Raw genomic sequence first — 16,223 nt, forward strand, 5'->3', positions numbered from 1 at the left:
GGAGAGACCGCCTCACGCCTCGATATCCAGCGCGCAGTCGAAGTTCGGCGCCGAATGCGTCAGCGCGCCGGATGAGGCGTAGTCGACGCCCGTCGCCGCGATGGCCGCGATCGAGTCCAGCGTGACGCCGCCGGAGGCCTCCAGCTGGAGGCGGCCTTCGTTCATCCTGACAGCCTCGCGCAGCGTCGCGAGGTCCATGTTGTCGAGCAACACGGCGTCAGCCATTCCGGTGCCAAGCACCTCACGCAGTTGCGGTAACGTATCGACCTCGATCTCGATCTTGACGAGATGGCCGGCATGGGCGCGGGCGCGCTCCAGCACGGGGCGGATGCCGCCGGCGACCGCGATGTGGTTGTCCTTGATCAGGATCGCATCGTCGAGCCCGAAGCGATGGTTGAAGCCGCCGCCGCAGCGCACCGCGTATTTTTCCAACGCGCGCAACCCCGGCGTGGTCTTTCGCGTGCAGCAGACCCGCATCCTGGTGCCTTCGGTGCGCGCGACATAGTCCGCCGTCAGCGTTGCGACGCCCGACAGTCGCCCGACGAAATTCAGCGCCGTCCGCTCCGCGGTGAGAATGGCGCGCGCCGGGCCCGAGATCGTCAGCACGTGCTGCCCGCGGGCGACGCGCGCGGCATCGCGAACATCCGCGCGCACCTCGATGTCGGGCGAGAGTTTTTGCAGCGTCGCGAGCGCCAGCGGCAGGCCGGCGATCACGCCGGATTGCCGTGCGACCAGGGTGGCTTGCGCCCTTGTTGCTTCCGGGATCGTCGCCAGTGAGGTGATGTCGCCGGCGCGGCCGAGGTCCTCGTCGAGCGCGCGATGCACGGCCTCGTCGATCGCGAGCGGCGAGACGAAGGCGTCGGGATAGAGCAGGGAGATCGGGGTGATCATGGGAGACTCCGTCAGGCGATCATGGGTTGCGCGGTGCGCGGCATTAGAGGTGCGGTGAGGTTTTCTGCGACCTCGCGCGCTGCGGCGAGCGTGGTCATCGTTCTCTGCGCCAGCGCAGGCACGTCCGCTGGATGGTCGATGCGGAAATGCGCGCCGCGACTCTCGCGCCGCGTCCAGGCTGAGGCTGCAACGAGCAGGGCCGAAATCGCCATGTTGCGAACAGCAACACTGCTGGCTTCACGTTCGAGCGCGGCAAAGCTGCGCACGGTCTCCGCAAGCCCGTCATCGTCGCGGATGACGCCGACATGTGCACTCATCGTCGCGCGCAGCTGCTTCACCGCCGCAGCATCCGGTGCGCCGCCACGCGGCGTCACCAGCGCATCGGGGATGTGGGCAGGCGAGGGAATGGTGTGCCCGGCGATGTCGTCGGCGATACGCGCGGCATAGACGACGGCCTCCAGGAGCGAATTCGACGCAAGCCGGTTGGCGCCGTGCGCGCCGGTGGACGACACTTCGCCGCCGGCCCAGAGCCCGTCGATCGAGCTGCGGCCGCGCGCGTCCACCGCGATGCCGCCCATGTGATAATGCGCGGCCGGCGCGATCGGGATGGCCTGCGTGGCCGGATCGATGCCGGCCGCGATGCAGCTCGCATGCACGGTCGGAAACTTTTCTGCAAAGCGCGCACCCAGAGCCTGCCGCGCATCGAGGAACGCGCCGCGTCCGGCCGCAATCTCGGCAAATACGCCCCGGGCCACGATATCGCGCGGCGCGAGCTCGGCGAGCGGATGGAGCGCAAGCATGAAGCGCTCGCCATTGCCGTTGATCAGCGTCGCCCCTTCGCCGCGTAGCGCTTCGGTCGCCAGCGGCGCCGGATCGCGCCCGACCATGATGGCGGTCGGGTGAAACTGCACGAATTCGGGGTCGGCGATGATGGCGCCGGCGCGCGCGGCGATCGCAAGCCCTGATCCGCTGGCCTCTCGCGGATTGGTGGTGACGGCATAGAGATGGCCGACGCCGCCGGTCGCCAGCACCACCGCGCGTGAGGCGAGCATCACAGGCTTTGCTGCAAAGTTGCCGGCCTCACGCAATTGAAGCCCGGTGACGGCGCCGTCCTCGGTCAGCAGCGCTTCGGTGACAAAACCTTCGATCAGGCGGATTGATGGCGTCCGCCGCACGGCCTCGCTCAGCGCCGCGATGATCGCCGCGCCTGCACCATCACCACGCACATGCACGATGCGTCGCGCGGAATGCGCGGCTTCCCGCCCCACCGCAAGCCGGCCTTCGAGATCGCGATCGAACGGCACGCCATAGGCAAGAAGGTCATGAATGCGCGGTGCGGCCTCGCGCGCGATGCCGAGCGCGACCGCCTCATCGACGATGCCGCCGCCGACGGCGATCGTGTCCGCGGCATGCGCTTCAGGCGTGTCGCCTTCGGCTACCGCCGCGGCGATGCCGCCTTGCGCCCAGGCGGACGATGCACCCTGGCCAAGCGGGGCGGCTGAGATCAAGGTCACCGGCTGCGGCGCGAGCTTGAGTGCGCAAAAGAGTCCGGCAAGGCCGCCGCCGACGATGACGACGTCGGTGCTACGGGTGAGGTTGTGGATGCTGTTGGTCATGGTTCGCCTTCAATTCTTCAGATTGATCATCCGCTCGACCGAGCGCCGTGCACGCTCCGCAAGCGCGGGATCGATCGTGACCTCCTCGCCGAGTGTCAGCAGGCTCTCCAGGATGTTGGACAGCGTGATGCGCTTCATGTGCGGGCAGAGATTGCAGGGGCGCAGCATCTCCACGTCGGGCAGCTCGGCGCGGACATTGTCGGCCATCGAGCATTCCGTGATCATGACGAGCCGCCGCGGCCGCTTCTCGCGCACCCAGTTGATCATGTGCGCAGTCGAGCCGGTAAAGTCGGCCTCGGCGAGCACGTCCGGCGGACATTCGGGATGCGCGATGATCTGCACGGAGGGATCGGCCTCGCGCAAGGCGCGCAGCTCTTCGCCCTTGAAGCGCTCGTGAACCTCGCAGGCGCCCTTCCAGGCGATGATTTTTACGTCGGTCTTCGAGGCGACATAGGTGGCGAGATAGCGATCGGGCAGGAAGATCACGGTCGGTGCGTTCAGGCTCTCGACCACCTGCACCGCGTTCGACGACGTGCAGCAGATGTCGACCTCGGCCTTCACCTCCGCGGAGGTGTTGACGTAAGCGACCACAGGCACGCCGGGAAATCTTTCACGCAGCAGCCGCACGTCCGCGCCCGTGATGCTGGCGGCGAGTGAGCAGCCGGCGCGCGAGTCCGGAATGAGCACCGTCTTGTCCGGGTTGAGCAGCTTTGAGGTCTCCGCCATGAAGTGCACGCCGCACTGGACGATGATTCCGGCCTTCACCTTGGTGGCTTCGACCGCAAGCTGGAGCGAGTCGCCGCCGATGTCGGCGACGCAGTGGAAGATCTCCGGGGCCTGGTAGTTGTGCGCGAGGATCACCGCGCCGCGCGCCTGCTTCAGCTCGTTGATCGCCTTGATGGTCGGCGCCATCAGCGGCCATTCGATCGGCGGGATCACGTGCTTGACGCGCTCATAGAGCGGCGCGGTGGCGTGCTCGACCTCATCGGTCCATTCCAGCGAGGGCATCGGCAACGCGGCCTCTGTTCGCGCCGGCGCAGTGCGGGGAAGGGTGGGGGTTTGGCCCTGCGGCCGGCCTGCAAAGTCGTCGGGGCCGTAAATTCCAGTGATCGGCATCGAAGCCTCCCGTGCATGTCAATTATGCTCGAATTGAGTATATATGAAGCCCGAGAAATCCGGCCGAGAGGGCCGGTAGGTTTCGTCAGAGCTATATATACTCAATCTGAGTAAATCGAAGATAACACGCCCGGCCCGTGACCGCTAGGTCCCCCCGCACACATTCCCGTCAAGACACATTCCACTGCGAAGTCCAGGGCCGCGATGAAACGCAATGCTCCCGCGGCAGTCCTTCGTGGAACGCAACCATTTTTGACTTGGGGTTTTCATGCATTTGCATTAAACGCTGACCCGCGGCTGCCTATTCCGGATCCGCCAACGACAGACGGGGAACACCATGTCGACTCAAGCAAGCGAGCTCGGTCCGGCCGCACGTTCCTCGACCTGGCGTACGCCGGCGATCATCATTCTTTGCGGCTGCGCCATCGGCATGCTTGGCTTCGGCCCGCGCTCGGCGCTGGGCTTCTTCGTGCAGCCGATGAGCCATGAATACGCCTGGGGCCGCGACGTGTTCGGCCTTGCGATTGCTTTTCAGAATTTGCTGTGGGGATTGGGCCAGCCGGTCGCCGGCGCAGTCGCCGATCGATTCGGCCTGTTCCGCGTGATGTGCGCCGGTGCGCTGCTCTATGCCGGTGGCCTGCTGTTGATGCGCTATTCCTCGACGCCGCTGTCGCTCAACATCGGCGCGGGTGTCATGGTCGGCTTCGGTCTCGCCGGCTGCTCGTTCAACCTGGTGCTGTCGGCGTTCACCAAGCTGCTCCCCGCGGAGAAGCGCGGGCTTGCGCTCGGTGCCGGCACCGCGGCGGGCTCGTTCGGGCAGTTCCTGTTCGCACCGATCGGCGTGGCTCTGATCGACAATTTCGGCTGGCAGCAGGCACTCACCGTGTTCGGCTTCCTGATGCTGCTGATCATCCCGCTATCGCTGGCGCTCTCGACGCCACCGGCGGCAAGCTCCGCCAGCGCGGCACCCGCAGACGATCAGACCTTCACCAAGGCGCTCGCGGAAGCCTTCGGCCATCGCTCCTATGTGCTGCTGGTGCTCGGCTTCTTCACCTGCGGCTTCCAGCTCGCGTTCATCACCGTGCATCTGCCGGCCTTCCTGGTCGATAGCGGCATCTCGACGCAAACCGGCGGCTGGGTGATCGCGGCAATCGGCCTGTTCAACATCGTGGGGTCGCTGAGCGTCGGCTATCTCCAGAACTATATGCCCAAGCGCTTCATCCTCTCGACCATCTACTTCACCCGCGCGCTTGCGACGCTGGCCTTCATCTCGTTTCCGATCACGCCGTTCTCGGCGATCGCATTCGGTGCGGTCTCCGGCCTGACCTGGCTGTCGACGGTGCCCCCGACCTCGGCGCTGGTGGCGTTGATGTTCGGCACGCGCTGGTTTGCGACGCTCTATGGCTTTGCCTTCGTCAGCCATCAGGTTGGCGGCTTCCTCGGCGTCTTTCTCGGCGGCATCGTGTTCGAAAAGTTCGGTTCCTACACGCCGATCTGGTGGCTCTCGATCCTGTTCGGTGTGCTCTCGGCGCTGATCAATCTTCCGATCGTGGAGAAACCCATTGCACGGGCGGTTGCGCAGCCCGCCTGATCGGCTAAACATCCCTGAAACAAGTCAGGGAGTTCAGCTGTGGCCACATTCAAGGCGATCCGGATCGATAAGGCGGACAAGGGCACCACCGCCACGCTCGCGCAGTTCGACGAAGCCGAGCTGATGGACGGCGACGTCACCGTCCGCGTCGAATGGTCGACGCTGAACTACAAGGACGGCCTCGCGCTGACAGGCAAGGCGCCGGTGGTGCGCCGCTTCCCGATGATCGCGGGCATCGATTTCGCCGGAACGGTCGAAGCCTCCTCGCATCCCGCGTGGAAGGCGGGCGACAAGGTCGTCTGCACCGGCTGGGGCATGGGCGAGACCCATCTCGGCGCCTATGCCGAGAAGGCGCGGGTCCAGGGCGACTGGCTGGTGGCCTTGCCGCAAGGGCTCTCCGCACGCGACGCCATGGCGATCGGCACTGCCGGCTTCACCGCGATGCTCTCGGTGCTGGCACTGGAGAAGCAGAGCGTCTCGCCGAAGAGCGGCCCGGTGGTGGTGACGGGCGCGGCCGGCGGCGTCGGTTCGGTCGCCATCGCCGTGCTCTCGAAGCTCGGCTACCATGTCATTGCCTCGACCGGCCGCGCCTCGGAAGCTGACTATTTGAAAGAGATCGGCGCGGCCGAGGTCATTGACCGCAATGAATTGTCGGGGGCGGCCAAGCCGCTCGCCAAGGAGCGCTGGGCGGGGGGTGTGGACAGCGTCGGCTCGACCACGCTGGCGAATCTCCTGTCGATGACGAAGTACGGCGGCGCGATCGCCGCCTGCGGCCTCGCCGCCGGCATGGATCTGCCGTCCTCTGTCGCACCCTTCATTTTGCGCGGGGTGTGCCTTCTCGGCATCGATTCCGTGATGTGCCCGATCGAGCCGCGGAAAGCCGCTTGGCAGCGTCTGGCGTCGGACCTGGATCGGACGAAACTATCTGAAATCACTCACGAAATTTCGCTCGACGACGTTTCGGAATGGGGCGCGAAAATCCTGGCCGGCCAGGTCCGCGGCCGCATCGTGGTAAAAATTGTCTAACGGCGTTCAGACTTTACCAACCAAGCTGCTTCAATGTCGCCTTGGTTAGTATGGTAAGCAGCGGGTAAAGAGATATGGCATCGCCCGCTGCGGGGGTCGGTTCGGAGTAGAGCATGCTTGCGCGTATTGTGTTGGGGGCCGTCACGGCGGCCGTGACGTTTGCGCCGGCCATTGCCGGTGGCATGAATGCCGACGAGGCACGCCGCTTCGTCGCCGGCAAGGTGTTTGCGTTCACCTGCTTCGACGGCACCCGCGGCGCAGGCCGCATCCTGGACGACCTCGGCGCCGCTGGCGCGGTGCAATTCTCGGGCGCAGGCCCGGTGAAACATCTCCGCCTGCCCGGCAATACGCTCCAGATCCGCGGCCAGAACGTCTGCGCCTCGATCAAGGGCATTCCGTTCGAGCCCTGTTTCAATCTGGAAAAGACCGACGATCGCAGCTTCCGCGGCTCGGTGTCGGGCATGGGCTTCGCCTATTGCGACTTCCACCACCAGGGCGGCAATCAGATGCTGATGGCGCGCGCCGTAGCGCGTCCGCGCTCGCTGCGCTCTTCGGAGCACACCGGGTCGGTCGGCGCGACGAACACCGAAGTTGCCGCGCGCATCGAGACGCCGCGTGTCGAGAGCGGCCGCCTCGACCCGGTGAAGTCCGAAGCCAAATCGGAGCCCGCCAGGAACGACGCCCCGCTGGAGCTGCGCCGCTCCACCCAGTGAACAGGCTGCGCGGGACGGTCCGCGCCTCTTCTCGTTGAAAACATTCACCGACAGCGAAGCCGCCGCGCCGTATTCATACGGACGGCGGCTTTCATGCGTTGGTAGCTGTTCGCGCCCCAGTTTGCGGACGGCCGGGGGGCGCAAGGGTTTTACGATGTCGCTGTACTTCTTCCGCATCAGCACCGGCCGCTATTCCGGTGCCGCCGATCAGCCGTACGAGTTCGAGGATCGCGACGCCGCCTGGACCGAGATGAGCGAGGTTTCTGCCAACCTGCTCGCCAGCATCGCGCGCAACCTGAAGCCGAACGCCAAATGGTGCATGGAACTGCTCGACGAGAACAAGAAGCCGGTGTTTCGGATCAGTCTCGTCGGGGAGGCGGTAAGTTGACACGGCCGCGAACGATGGCGCCGCGTTAACGAATCCGACGAGGTGCAGCGCGGGGCGAGCGAGACCGGATCGGCATCCTCGCAGGTGCTGTCCGCCGCGCAGATTCTGTCAGGCGACAGCCATCGTCTCAAGCTCGAGGTCGGAAAATTTCTGGAGACGGTCCGGGCAGCCTGAGCCCGTCTGTCCGCGCGATCTGGAACCGACGGTAGGTAAGGAAGCCAGTCACTAAACCCGTGGTTGTACGGCCGCCGTTCTTAAGACACTGGGAATCCTTCGGCGAGATGCTTAACCCGATTTAAGCATCTTTGAGAGCCACCAATGCATTTCCTGGGCCGCTTCCGCATCCTCACCAAGATCCTCGGCATCGTTGCGCTGCTTTGCGCGATCGCCGCGAGCATTGCCTATATCGGCATGTCCGCGCTCGCCGATCTCAACGACAAGGCCGACGCCATGTCGAGCGCTGCACGCCGAGCCCTGTCGGCCGCACGCGCGAACCAGAGCGTGATCGCGCTCAATCGCGCGGAGTTCCGCAGCGCGCTCGATCCCCGCGACGAGAATCGCCTTTCGGCGCGGGAGGCGATCAGCGTACAGCTCAAGCAATACCAGGAGCGCATCGATCATGTCACCGGGTCTCGCGACGAGCAGGTCCAGGCGATGCTGCCCGCCGTGCGCGAGGCATTCTCCGCCTACAAGAGCCAGCTCGATGTGACCTTGACGGTCGTCGACGGCGAGAAATCGGCAAAGCTCAGCGACAGGGCCGACAAGCTGCGCGATACTGCGATGAAAAGCAGTGCGGCTGCCGAGAACCTCCAGACCAGGATTCGCGATGTGGCCGATCGGCTGAATGCGCGGGTCGAGGAGAAGACACGCGAGGCGCGGGAGCAATATGAATCGACCTCGCGGGTATTGATCGTGCTGGCGGCCATCGGCGTCGTCGTCGGCGGCGTGGTCGGGTTTGTGCTCGGCCAGTACGGCGTCGCCAAGCCCATTCGCGCCATTGTCGGCTTGCTGCAAGAGCTGGCCGCAGGCAATTACGCCGTCGAGGTTCGCGGCGGCGGGCGCAGGGACGAGGTCGGCGACGTCGCCAAGGCTGCCGAGGTCTTCAAGGAGAATGGCATCGCCAAGATCCGGATGGAAGCCGAGCAGAGGGAGATGGAGCAGCGTAGCGCGGCGCAGCGGCGTCAGGACATGATGCAGCTTGCCGATCAGTTCGAGGCCGCCGTCGGCGAAGTGATCGAGACCGTGAGTTCGGCCTCGACCGAGCTCGAGGCCTCCGCCACGACACTGACTTCGACCGCCGAGCACGCCCAGCAGCTTGCGATCGTCGTCGCATCGGCCTCCGAGGAAGCCTCCACCAACGTGCAGTCGGTGGCCTCTGCGACCGAGGAGCTGTCGTCCTCGATCACCGAGATCAGCCGCCAGGTGCAGGAGTCGGCACGGGTCGCGAGCGAGGCGGTGAGCCAGGCCCGCACCACGAACGATCGGGTCGGCGAGCTGTCCAAGGCGGCGATGCGGATCGGCGATGTCGTCGAGCTGATCAACACCATTGCGGGCCAGACCAATTTGCTGGCGCTCAACGCCACGATCGAGGCGGCGCGCGCCGGCGAGGCGGGCAAGGGCTTTGCGGTGGTCGCGAGCGAAGTGAAGGCGCTCGCCGAGCAGACCGCGAAGGCGACCGGCGAGATTGGCCAGCAGATCGCCAGTATTCAGGCCGCGACCGAACATTCGGTCGGCGCTATCAAGGACATCAGCGACACGATCGAAAAACTGTCGGAGATTTCCTCGACCATCGCCGCCGCCGTCGAGGAGCAGGGCGCAGCGACGCAGGAAATTTCCCGCAACGTGGCGCAGGCCGCGGAAGGGACCCAGCAGGTATCGTCCAACATCACCGAGGTGCAGCGCGGGGCGAGCGAGACCGGATCGGCCTCCTCCCAGGTGCTCTCGGCGGCACAGATGCTGTCCGGCGACAGCAACCGCCTCAAGCTCGAGGTCGGCAAGTTCCTCGGCACAGTGCGCGCCGCCTGAGGGCGGCCGTCTTCATCCATCGTTAGTCTGTTGCAACCGCCGCGCGAGGATGCGCGGCGGCTCGCACGCGTTCGCAGCGGATAGTGCGGTGCGAAGTGCCGCACGGTTAACTTTCCGGAAAACCGACGCAGTCATGATCCCCGCAATATTCCGGGCGGCTTGCCGCCCTCCCCGTATTGCGTACCAAGCCTGTTGGAGCACATTCAATGAGCGGCCTTTCCATTCGTCTTACCCATAAGGTCATGGCGATCGGACTGTTCGGGCTGTTGGGTCTCGTTGCCTTCGGCGCGATCTACGAGGTCGGCAGCCTCTCCCAGGACGGCTCCCGCGCGGTCGCCAATGGCGCCCGGACAATCGCAGATCTCGACAAGCAGCTCTCGATCGAGATGCTGGAGGCACGCCGCAACGAGAAGAATTTTCAGCAGCGCCGGACCGAGAACTACGCCAAGGCGCATGCCGAGCTGATTGGGCCGATCAACCGCGATTTCGACGAGGTGCAGCGGCTGATGGCGGCCGGCGGCATGAATGGGCTGTCGGACAAGATGAAGCTGGCCCAGGACGGCTTCAAGCGTTACGCGTCGGACTTCGCGACGCTGGTGGCGGCCGAGACCAGGCTCGGGTTGAACGAGACGCTCGGCCTGTCCGGCTCGCTTCGCGCCGCCGTGCACGACATCGAGGCCAAGCTGAAGGAGATCGACGATCCCAGGACGACGACCTGGATGCTGATGATGCGCCGGCACGAGAAGGACTTCATGCTGCGGCGCGACCCGAAATACATTGCCGAGGTGAAGAAGGCTGCGGTTGAATTCTCCAAGGCGATAGAGGTCGTTGCAGTCCCTGAGGCGGTGATGAACGACATCACGGCCAAGCTCCAGAAATACCTGTCCGGGTTCGCGGCCTGGGCCGAGGCCGCGCAGCAGAGTGCGGCCCTCGACGCCAGCATGATGAAGACCTTCCGCGAGATCGAGCCTGTCATGGTCGAGGTCCGGACCGCCGTCGATGCCGCGTACAAGCAGGCTGACGCCGCTGAAGCCGCAACGCGCGAGGCGGTGCGTCTGTGGATGGTCGTTGCCTTTGGCATCACCGTCGTCGTGCTCTCCGTGGTCGGCTTCCTGCTGGGGCGCTCGATCTCGAAAGCGCTCGGTGACATGATCGCTGCGATGACGCGGCTCGCGCGCGGCGAGCTTTCGATTTCCGTTCCCGGGATCGGACGGAACGACGAGATCGGCGAGATGGCCGGTGCAGTTGAAGTGTTCAGGACCAGCATGGCGGAGGCCGAGCGGCTGCGCGCCGAGCAGGCCGAGGCTGACGCGCATGGGCGCGAGCAGCGCAAGGCCGACATGCAGCGTCTCGCCAATAGTTTCGAAGGCGCAGTCGGCGAGATCATCGAGACTGTGTCGTCGGCGGCGACCGAGCTCGAGGCTTCTTCCAACACGCTGACGCGGGCCGCAGAGCGCGGCAACGGGCTTGCGACCGCCGTGGCGGCGGCCTCGGAGGAGGCGTCCGCCAACGTGCAGTCGGTGTCCTCGGCGAGCGAGGAGATGACCTCATCGATCTCCGAGATCAGCCGCCAGGTGCAGGAATCGGCCCGCGTCGCCGACGTCGCGGTCGGACAGGCGCAGCGCACCAATGCGCGCGTCGCTGAGCTGACGAAGGCCGCCGCCCGCATCGGCGACGTGGTCGAGCTGATCAACACCATCGCCAGCCAGACCAACCTGCTGGCGCTGAATGCGACGATCGAGGCGGCGCGGGCCGGCGAAGCCGGCAAGGGTTTTGCGGTGGTCGCGACCGAAGTGAAGGCGCTCGCCGAGCAGACCGCGAAAGCCACGGGCGAGATCAGCCAGCACATCGGCGCGATCCAGACCGCGACCGAAGACTCGGTTGGCGCCATCAAGGAGATCGGCGACACCATCGCTCGGATGTCGGAGATTTCGTCGACCATCGCTGCCGCAGTAGAGGAACAAGGCGCAGCGACGCAGGAGATCTCCCGCAACATCCAGCATGCCGCGCAGGGCACCTCGGAAGTCTCGGCGAATATCGGCGACGTCCAGCGCGGCGCCGGCGAGACCGGGGCCGCGTCAGCGCAGGTGCATTCGGCGGCGCAATCGCTGTCGCAGGAGAGCAACCGGCTGAAGAGTGAGGTCGCCCGCTTCCTGGAGTCAGTGCGCGCGGCGTGACATGCGGTGCGCTGGTGCGCCGCCGCGCGATGTTCGCTCCGCTGCAACACATGGTTGCGGAACATGTGACCGCGGCGACAGGGAAATCCGCAGGTTTACGTAGGTCCCTGTTAACGCCTGTTTGCAACTATGGGCGCAATCTTACCGGATAAGAACCAGCCAGCATTGTTGGAATGACCTCCGCCCCGTCGTCCGTCGAGACGATTGCGGCGCGGGCGACTTGTGCGTTGCTAGGTATCATCGGGATTTGTCGTGATGTCGAAGTTGTCGATCGTCTTCAAGCTTCTGACCGTGTTGTCGGTCCTCGTCCTCTCGCTCGCCGGCGTCGGCGTGACGGCGATCGGCACCATGCAGAACATCAATTCGCATACCGTCGAGATCGCGGAGAGCTGGCTGCCGAGCGTGCGCGCGCTCGGCTCGATCCGCGCCGACGTCAACGAGCTGCGTGTCGCGCTCCGCCTGCACCTGATGCAGGATAGCGCCGAAGGCAAGGACGCGGCAGAGAAACGCCTCGCCTCGCTGCAGGGGCGCATCGACCAGACCCGCAAGGTCTATCAACCACTGATCACGTCTGCCGAGGAACGCGCGCTCTATGAGCAATGGACCAAGGCGTGGGGCGAGTATTTGAACGGCGTGCAGGACGTGATGGCGCTGTCGCGCAAGAGCGTCGGCAAATTCCCGGCCGATGCCAACGAGCTGTTGCAGACCAGGGTCGCGAAGATGGCCCAGGCCGCCGATCCCCTGCTTCAGAAGGGCATCGAGATGAACAACCGCGGTGCCGAACTCGAGACCAGGCAGGCCGCTGACAGCTACGCCACGATCTTCCGCGTGCTGGTCGGCATCATCGTCCTCTCAGTCGTGATCGCGATCGGAGCTGCCTATTATCTCGTGCGCGACGTGTCTCGTGGTATCGCTTCAATCATCCGTCCGATGCAATCGCTCGGCGAAGGTGACCTCTCGGCCGAGGTGCCGCATCGCGGTGAGAAGACCGAGATCGGTTCGATGGCGGATGCGCTCCAGATCTTCAAGCAGGCGCTGATCGCGAAGAAGGCCGCCGACGAGGCCGCTGCGGCCGATGCCGAGGCCAAGATCGAGCGCGGCCGCCGCGTCGATGCCATCACCCGCAAGTTCGAGGCGATGATCGGCGAAGTCGTCGGTACCGTCTCCGCGGCGTCCACCGAGCTTGAAGCGTCCGCGACCACGCTGACCAATACGGCGCAGCGCGGGCAGGAGCTTGCGACTGTGGTCGCAGCAGCGTCCGAGGAAGCCTCCACCAACGTCCAGGCCGTGGCATCCGCCTCGGAGGAGCTGTCGTCCTCGATCACCGAGATCAGCCGCCGCGTGCAGGATTCGGCGCGGATGGCGGCGGAAGCCGTCGAGCAGGCGACGCGGACCAATGACCGCGTCAACGCGCTGTCGCAGGCGGCGTCCCGCATCGGCGACGTCGTCGAGCTCATCAACACCATCGCCGGCCAGACCAATCTCTTGGCGCTGAACGCCACCATCGAGGCGGCGCGTGCCGGTGAAGCCGGCCGCGGCTTTGCCGTCGTCGCGTCCGAGGTCAAGGCGCTGGCTGAGCAGACCGCGAAGGCGACCGGCGAGATTGGCGCGCAGGTGTCGGGCATCCAGGCCGCGACGCAGGAATCCGTCAGTGCCATCCAGGAGATCGGCGGTACCATCGAGCGTCTGTCCGAGGTGTCGGCGGCCATCGCCGCCGCCGTCGAGGAGCAGGGCGCCGCGACGCAGGAGATTTCGCGCAACGTGCAGCAGGCCTCGGTCGGCACGCAGGAGGTCTCGTCGAACATCACCGACGTGCAGCGCGGTGCGATCGAGACCGGCGAGGCCTCGACCGAGGTGTTGTCGGCGGCGAAATCGCTCGCGACCGACAGCACGCGCCTCAAGGTCGAGGTCGCGCAATTCCTGGATTCGGTCCGCGCGGCCTGATCCTCAAATATTCGTCTGCGGAGCCGGCGGCGGCACGACCTGCCGCCGGAACAGGATGCGCTGGTAGAGCCAGCCGATCGCGACCAGCACGATGCCGAGGCACATGAACGACAGCGCGCGGTAGACGCCTGTCAACGTCGACATGTCGATCACGAAGGCCTTCAGGATCGTCAACGCGATCACGGCGGCCGACGCCAGCCGCGCCCGTTCCGAGTTGACGAGGATGCCGATTCCGAGCAGCACCACGCCGAAGCCGAGCCAGCCGATCGAATAGGTGTATTGCTCGGCCCCCGTCGTCGCGCCGGTGGAGAGGATCGGGCCGTGATAGAAGCGGCGGATCTCCAGCGTGACATAGGCAAGCGCGAACACCAGTGCGCCGCCCGCGATCGTGTTGGCGTAGACCTTGCCTCGCTCGCCGACCACGGCATAGGAGAGCAACAGCATCAGCACCGCCGGCAGCGCGTAGCCGAGCAGCAGCAGGTTGAACAATGCGCCGCCGACATCGACGTACCAGATCAGTGGATTCTCCAGGATGAAGAGGCCGAACACGCTGATCAGGCCGGCGATCGCGGTGAGCACGATCGCACCCACATTGTGCGCGATACTGCGGCTGCGCAGCCGCAGGCGTTCCAGCCCGATCGCCATGGCGAGCGCGATGCAGACCTGAAGCGCGCATTCGAGCAGCGACGGCGGCGAGGTCATGTCGCCGCCGGTGGCAAAATGGCGGATCTCCATGAAGGCGAACAGGGCCGTGAACAGGATCGCGGCAGCCTCGACTGTGCGCAGCGGTGCGTCGTCGCCACGGCGGCGCAGGAAGATGCTCGCCCCCCAGAACGAGGCCGCGGGCAGGCCGTAACCCCACAGCAGCCAGTTGAAAATCGGCGTGGTGCCGACGGCATCGCCGACGATGCGGGGATCGTAAGCGATACGCGCGGTGACGATCGCGGCAAAGATGGCTGCCAGCCGGCGCAGGACCGGGATCGGCCGCTGCAACGAGATCCAGGCGGTGCCGAGCGACATCAGCGCCAGCGCAATCGTGAGCCAGCCCTTCTCCAGCGCAAACGTCAACGCCAGCGCGAGCGCACCGAGCGTGCCGGTCGCGAACAGCGCGATGGAGGTCGGAGCGCCCGGTCGATCTTCGCGGCGCGAAAGCGCTTCCGTCGCAGCGCCGAAGGTTGCGGCAAGTAGCACCGCGAGGATCGCGAACGGGATCGAACGGTCGAGATGGGCGATGCGTGCGTAGAGCGCAACGAGGATCGCGATGGGTGTGGCGACAGCGGCCGCTGACCACACCACGGGAATGATCGCCGAGCTCGACCGGCCCTGCGCGAGGAAGCCCGCGACGCCGAAGCCGGCGGCGAAGACTGCGGCCGTCACCAGATGCAGCGTCACCGAGCCGTCGGTTGCAACGGGTCCGACGCCGGGCATGGGGCCACCCGGCAGCACCAGCATGTCAGGATTGGCGCGCACGGCCCATTCCGCGAACACGATGAAGACAGTCGCCGCGGCGGCGCCCAGCGCACCCGTGGCTGCGGGCGCACGCCAGGCAACGAACAGCGTTCCGCCGACCAGAAGGGTGAAGGCGGTCAGCGCCAGATCAGCATGCGCGCTCGACAGCACGATCAACATCGCGCCGAACAGATAAGCGCCGAGCGAGCTCGACGACACCGGCTCGATCTCCCCGTCCTCGATCGTCGGACCGAACATGAAGCCGCAGACCACGAGCAGCGCGGCGAGCACAAAGCCCGCGATGACGTGGAAGGCGTGCGGTGCGACCTGCAATTCGCCGGTGTCGAGGCCCGGGAAAACCCAGAGCAAGGCGAAGGCGATGGTGGTCACCGCGAGCCAGCGCCACAGCCGAATGCGCGCGAGGCCGAAGCTCGCGGCCGTGACGATGGCAAGATAGATGTAGAGCGCCCAATAGTCCGGCTTGCCGCTGGAGACGAGGACCGGCGTCACGAACGCGCCGACCACGCCGAGGCCGGCGAGCGCGGGTCCGTGCAAGAGCGCGGCGGCAAGCGTGCCCATCGCGACGATGCCGAGCAGCACGAAGGCCGTCGCGGGCACGAGGAAGCCGTAGAGAGCGTACGCCGCATAGATGGTCGCGAACGCGACCGCCGTTCCGGCCGCGGTGAGGATCGCGGGGATATTGGCGATCGGCAGCGCGGCGATGTTTGAGATGCTCTCCTTGCGCCGCGACCATTCGCCGGCGCCCAGCAGCGCGGCTGCGAACAGGCCGCCGAGGAACACGCGCACGCCGGGGCCGACGAGGCCGGCCTCAATCGAGTAGCGCACCATGAAGAAGCCGCCGAGCGCCAGCGCAAGGCCGCCGATCCACACCACCCAGCGCGTGCCGAGCCGCTCCTCGAAGCCAGGTTCTCTAGAATCAGCCGCAGGTGCGGGCAGGGGCGGCGGTGCATCGGCCTCCTTGCTCGCTACGAGCGGCGGCGGTGAAACCTCTTCGGTGACGAGCGGAGGCGGCGCAGGTTCGGCGTCCGGCGCAAGCGGTGGTGGCTCTGCGGCCGTGGTCGCGGGCGCCTCAGCCTGCACCGGCGCGGGCATCAGCGGCGGCGGCTGCACCACCCGCCGTTGCGCGTAAAACATCTCTTCGAGCGAGCTCAGCCGGCGGCGCAGCTCGGCCGCCTGGCTGGACGCCTTGATCGCGATCAGGATGGCGATGACCGCAATGATCAGCGCAAAGACGTCAAACGGGCCGTCGAACATGAAGCCTCCAGC

11 protein-coding genes are annotated in these 16,223 nt (G+C 66.0%); 7 read left to right on the plus strand and 4 right to left on the minus strand.

Annotation, left to right across the window (positions count from 1 at the left end; genetic code table 11):
• Positions 1 to 12: 12 nt before the first annotated feature.
• Genes nadC through nadA form a run of 3 tightly spaced genes read right to left on the minus strand, consistent with a single transcriptional unit; the run spans position 13 to position 3,623 of the window.
• Complete coding sequence (gene nadC / locus B5V03_RS03790; protein WP_129267944.1) at positions 13 to 891, minus strand: carboxylating nicotinate-nucleotide diphosphorylase; 879 nt, start codon at positions 889 to 891, stop codon at positions 13 to 15.
• A gap of 11 nt (positions 892 to 902) precedes the next feature.
• Positions 903 to 2,507 (minus strand): L-aspartate oxidase, encoded by a 1,605-nt coding sequence (locus B5V03_RS03795; RefSeq protein ID WP_129267945.1) that lies wholly within the window; start codon positions 2,505 to 2,507, stop codon positions 903 to 905.
• A gap of 9 nt (positions 2,508 to 2,516) precedes the next feature.
• Entirely contained in the window at positions 2,517 to 3,623 is a 1,107-nt protein-coding gene (nadA, locus tag B5V03_RS03800) for a quinolinate synthase NadA (protein ID WP_129267946.1), read from the minus strand.
• 337 nt (positions 3,624 to 3,960) lie between these two features.
• On the opposite strand from nadA, the gene B5V03_RS03805 reads away from it, so the two are divergent.
• The 7 genes from B5V03_RS03805 (at position 3,961) to B5V03_RS03835 (ending at position 13,487) form a co-directional block, all read left to right on the plus strand.
• The gene (locus tag B5V03_RS03805; RefSeq protein WP_129267947.1) at positions 3,961 to 5,214 is read left to right on the plus strand and encodes an MFS transporter; all 1,254 of its coding nucleotides are present in this window, start codon (positions 3,961 to 3,963) and stop codon (positions 5,212 to 5,214) included.
• 39 nt (positions 5,215 to 5,253) lie between these two features.
• Complete coding sequence (acuI, locus tag B5V03_RS03810) at positions 5,254 to 6,240, plus strand: acrylyl-CoA reductase (NADPH) (protein ID WP_129267948.1); 987 nt, start codon at positions 5,254 to 5,256, stop codon at positions 6,238 to 6,240.
• 113 nt (positions 6,241 to 6,353) lie between these two features.
• Positions 6,354 to 6,953: a hypothetical protein gene (locus tag B5V03_RS03815; RefSeq protein WP_129267949.1), complete on the plus strand. Its 600-nt coding sequence runs from the start codon at positions 6,354 to 6,356 to the stop codon at positions 6,951 to 6,953.
• Between the two features lie 154 nt (positions 6,954 to 7,107).
• Positions 7,108 to 7,341: a DUF6894 family protein gene (locus B5V03_RS03820; RefSeq protein ID WP_129267950.1), complete on the plus strand. Its 234-nt coding sequence runs from the start codon at positions 7,108 to 7,110 to the stop codon at positions 7,339 to 7,341.
• 318 nt (positions 7,342 to 7,659) lie between these two features.
• Positions 7,660 to 9,366, plus strand: a complete 1,707-nt coding sequence (locus tag B5V03_RS03825; protein WP_129267951.1) for a methyl-accepting chemotaxis protein — start codon at positions 7,660 to 7,662, stop codon at positions 9,364 to 9,366.
• Positions 9,367 to 9,572: 206 nt separating this feature from the next.
• A complete protein-coding gene (locus tag B5V03_RS03830; RefSeq protein WP_129267952.1) occupies positions 9,573 to 11,543 on the plus strand; it encodes a methyl-accepting chemotaxis protein in 1,971 nt (656 codons plus the stop codon).
• Between the two features lie 255 nt (positions 11,544 to 11,798).
• Entirely contained in the window at positions 11,799 to 13,487 is a 1,689-nt protein-coding gene (locus B5V03_RS03835; protein WP_164987773.1) for a methyl-accepting chemotaxis protein, read from the plus strand.
• A gap of 3 nt (positions 13,488 to 13,490) precedes the next feature.
• Here B5V03_RS03835 and B5V03_RS03840 read toward each other — a convergent pair whose 3' ends face one another.
• Entirely contained in the window at positions 13,491 to 16,211 is a 2,721-nt protein-coding gene (locus B5V03_RS03840; protein ID WP_129267954.1) for a DUF2339 domain-containing protein, read from the minus strand.
• Between the last annotated feature and the right edge of the window lie 12 nt (positions 16,212 to 16,223).

Source organism: Bradyrhizobium betae (genome assembly GCF_004123905.1).
Taxonomy (GTDB): Bacteria; Pseudomonadota; Alphaproteobacteria; order Rhizobiales; family Xanthobacteraceae; genus Bradyrhizobium; species Bradyrhizobium betae_A.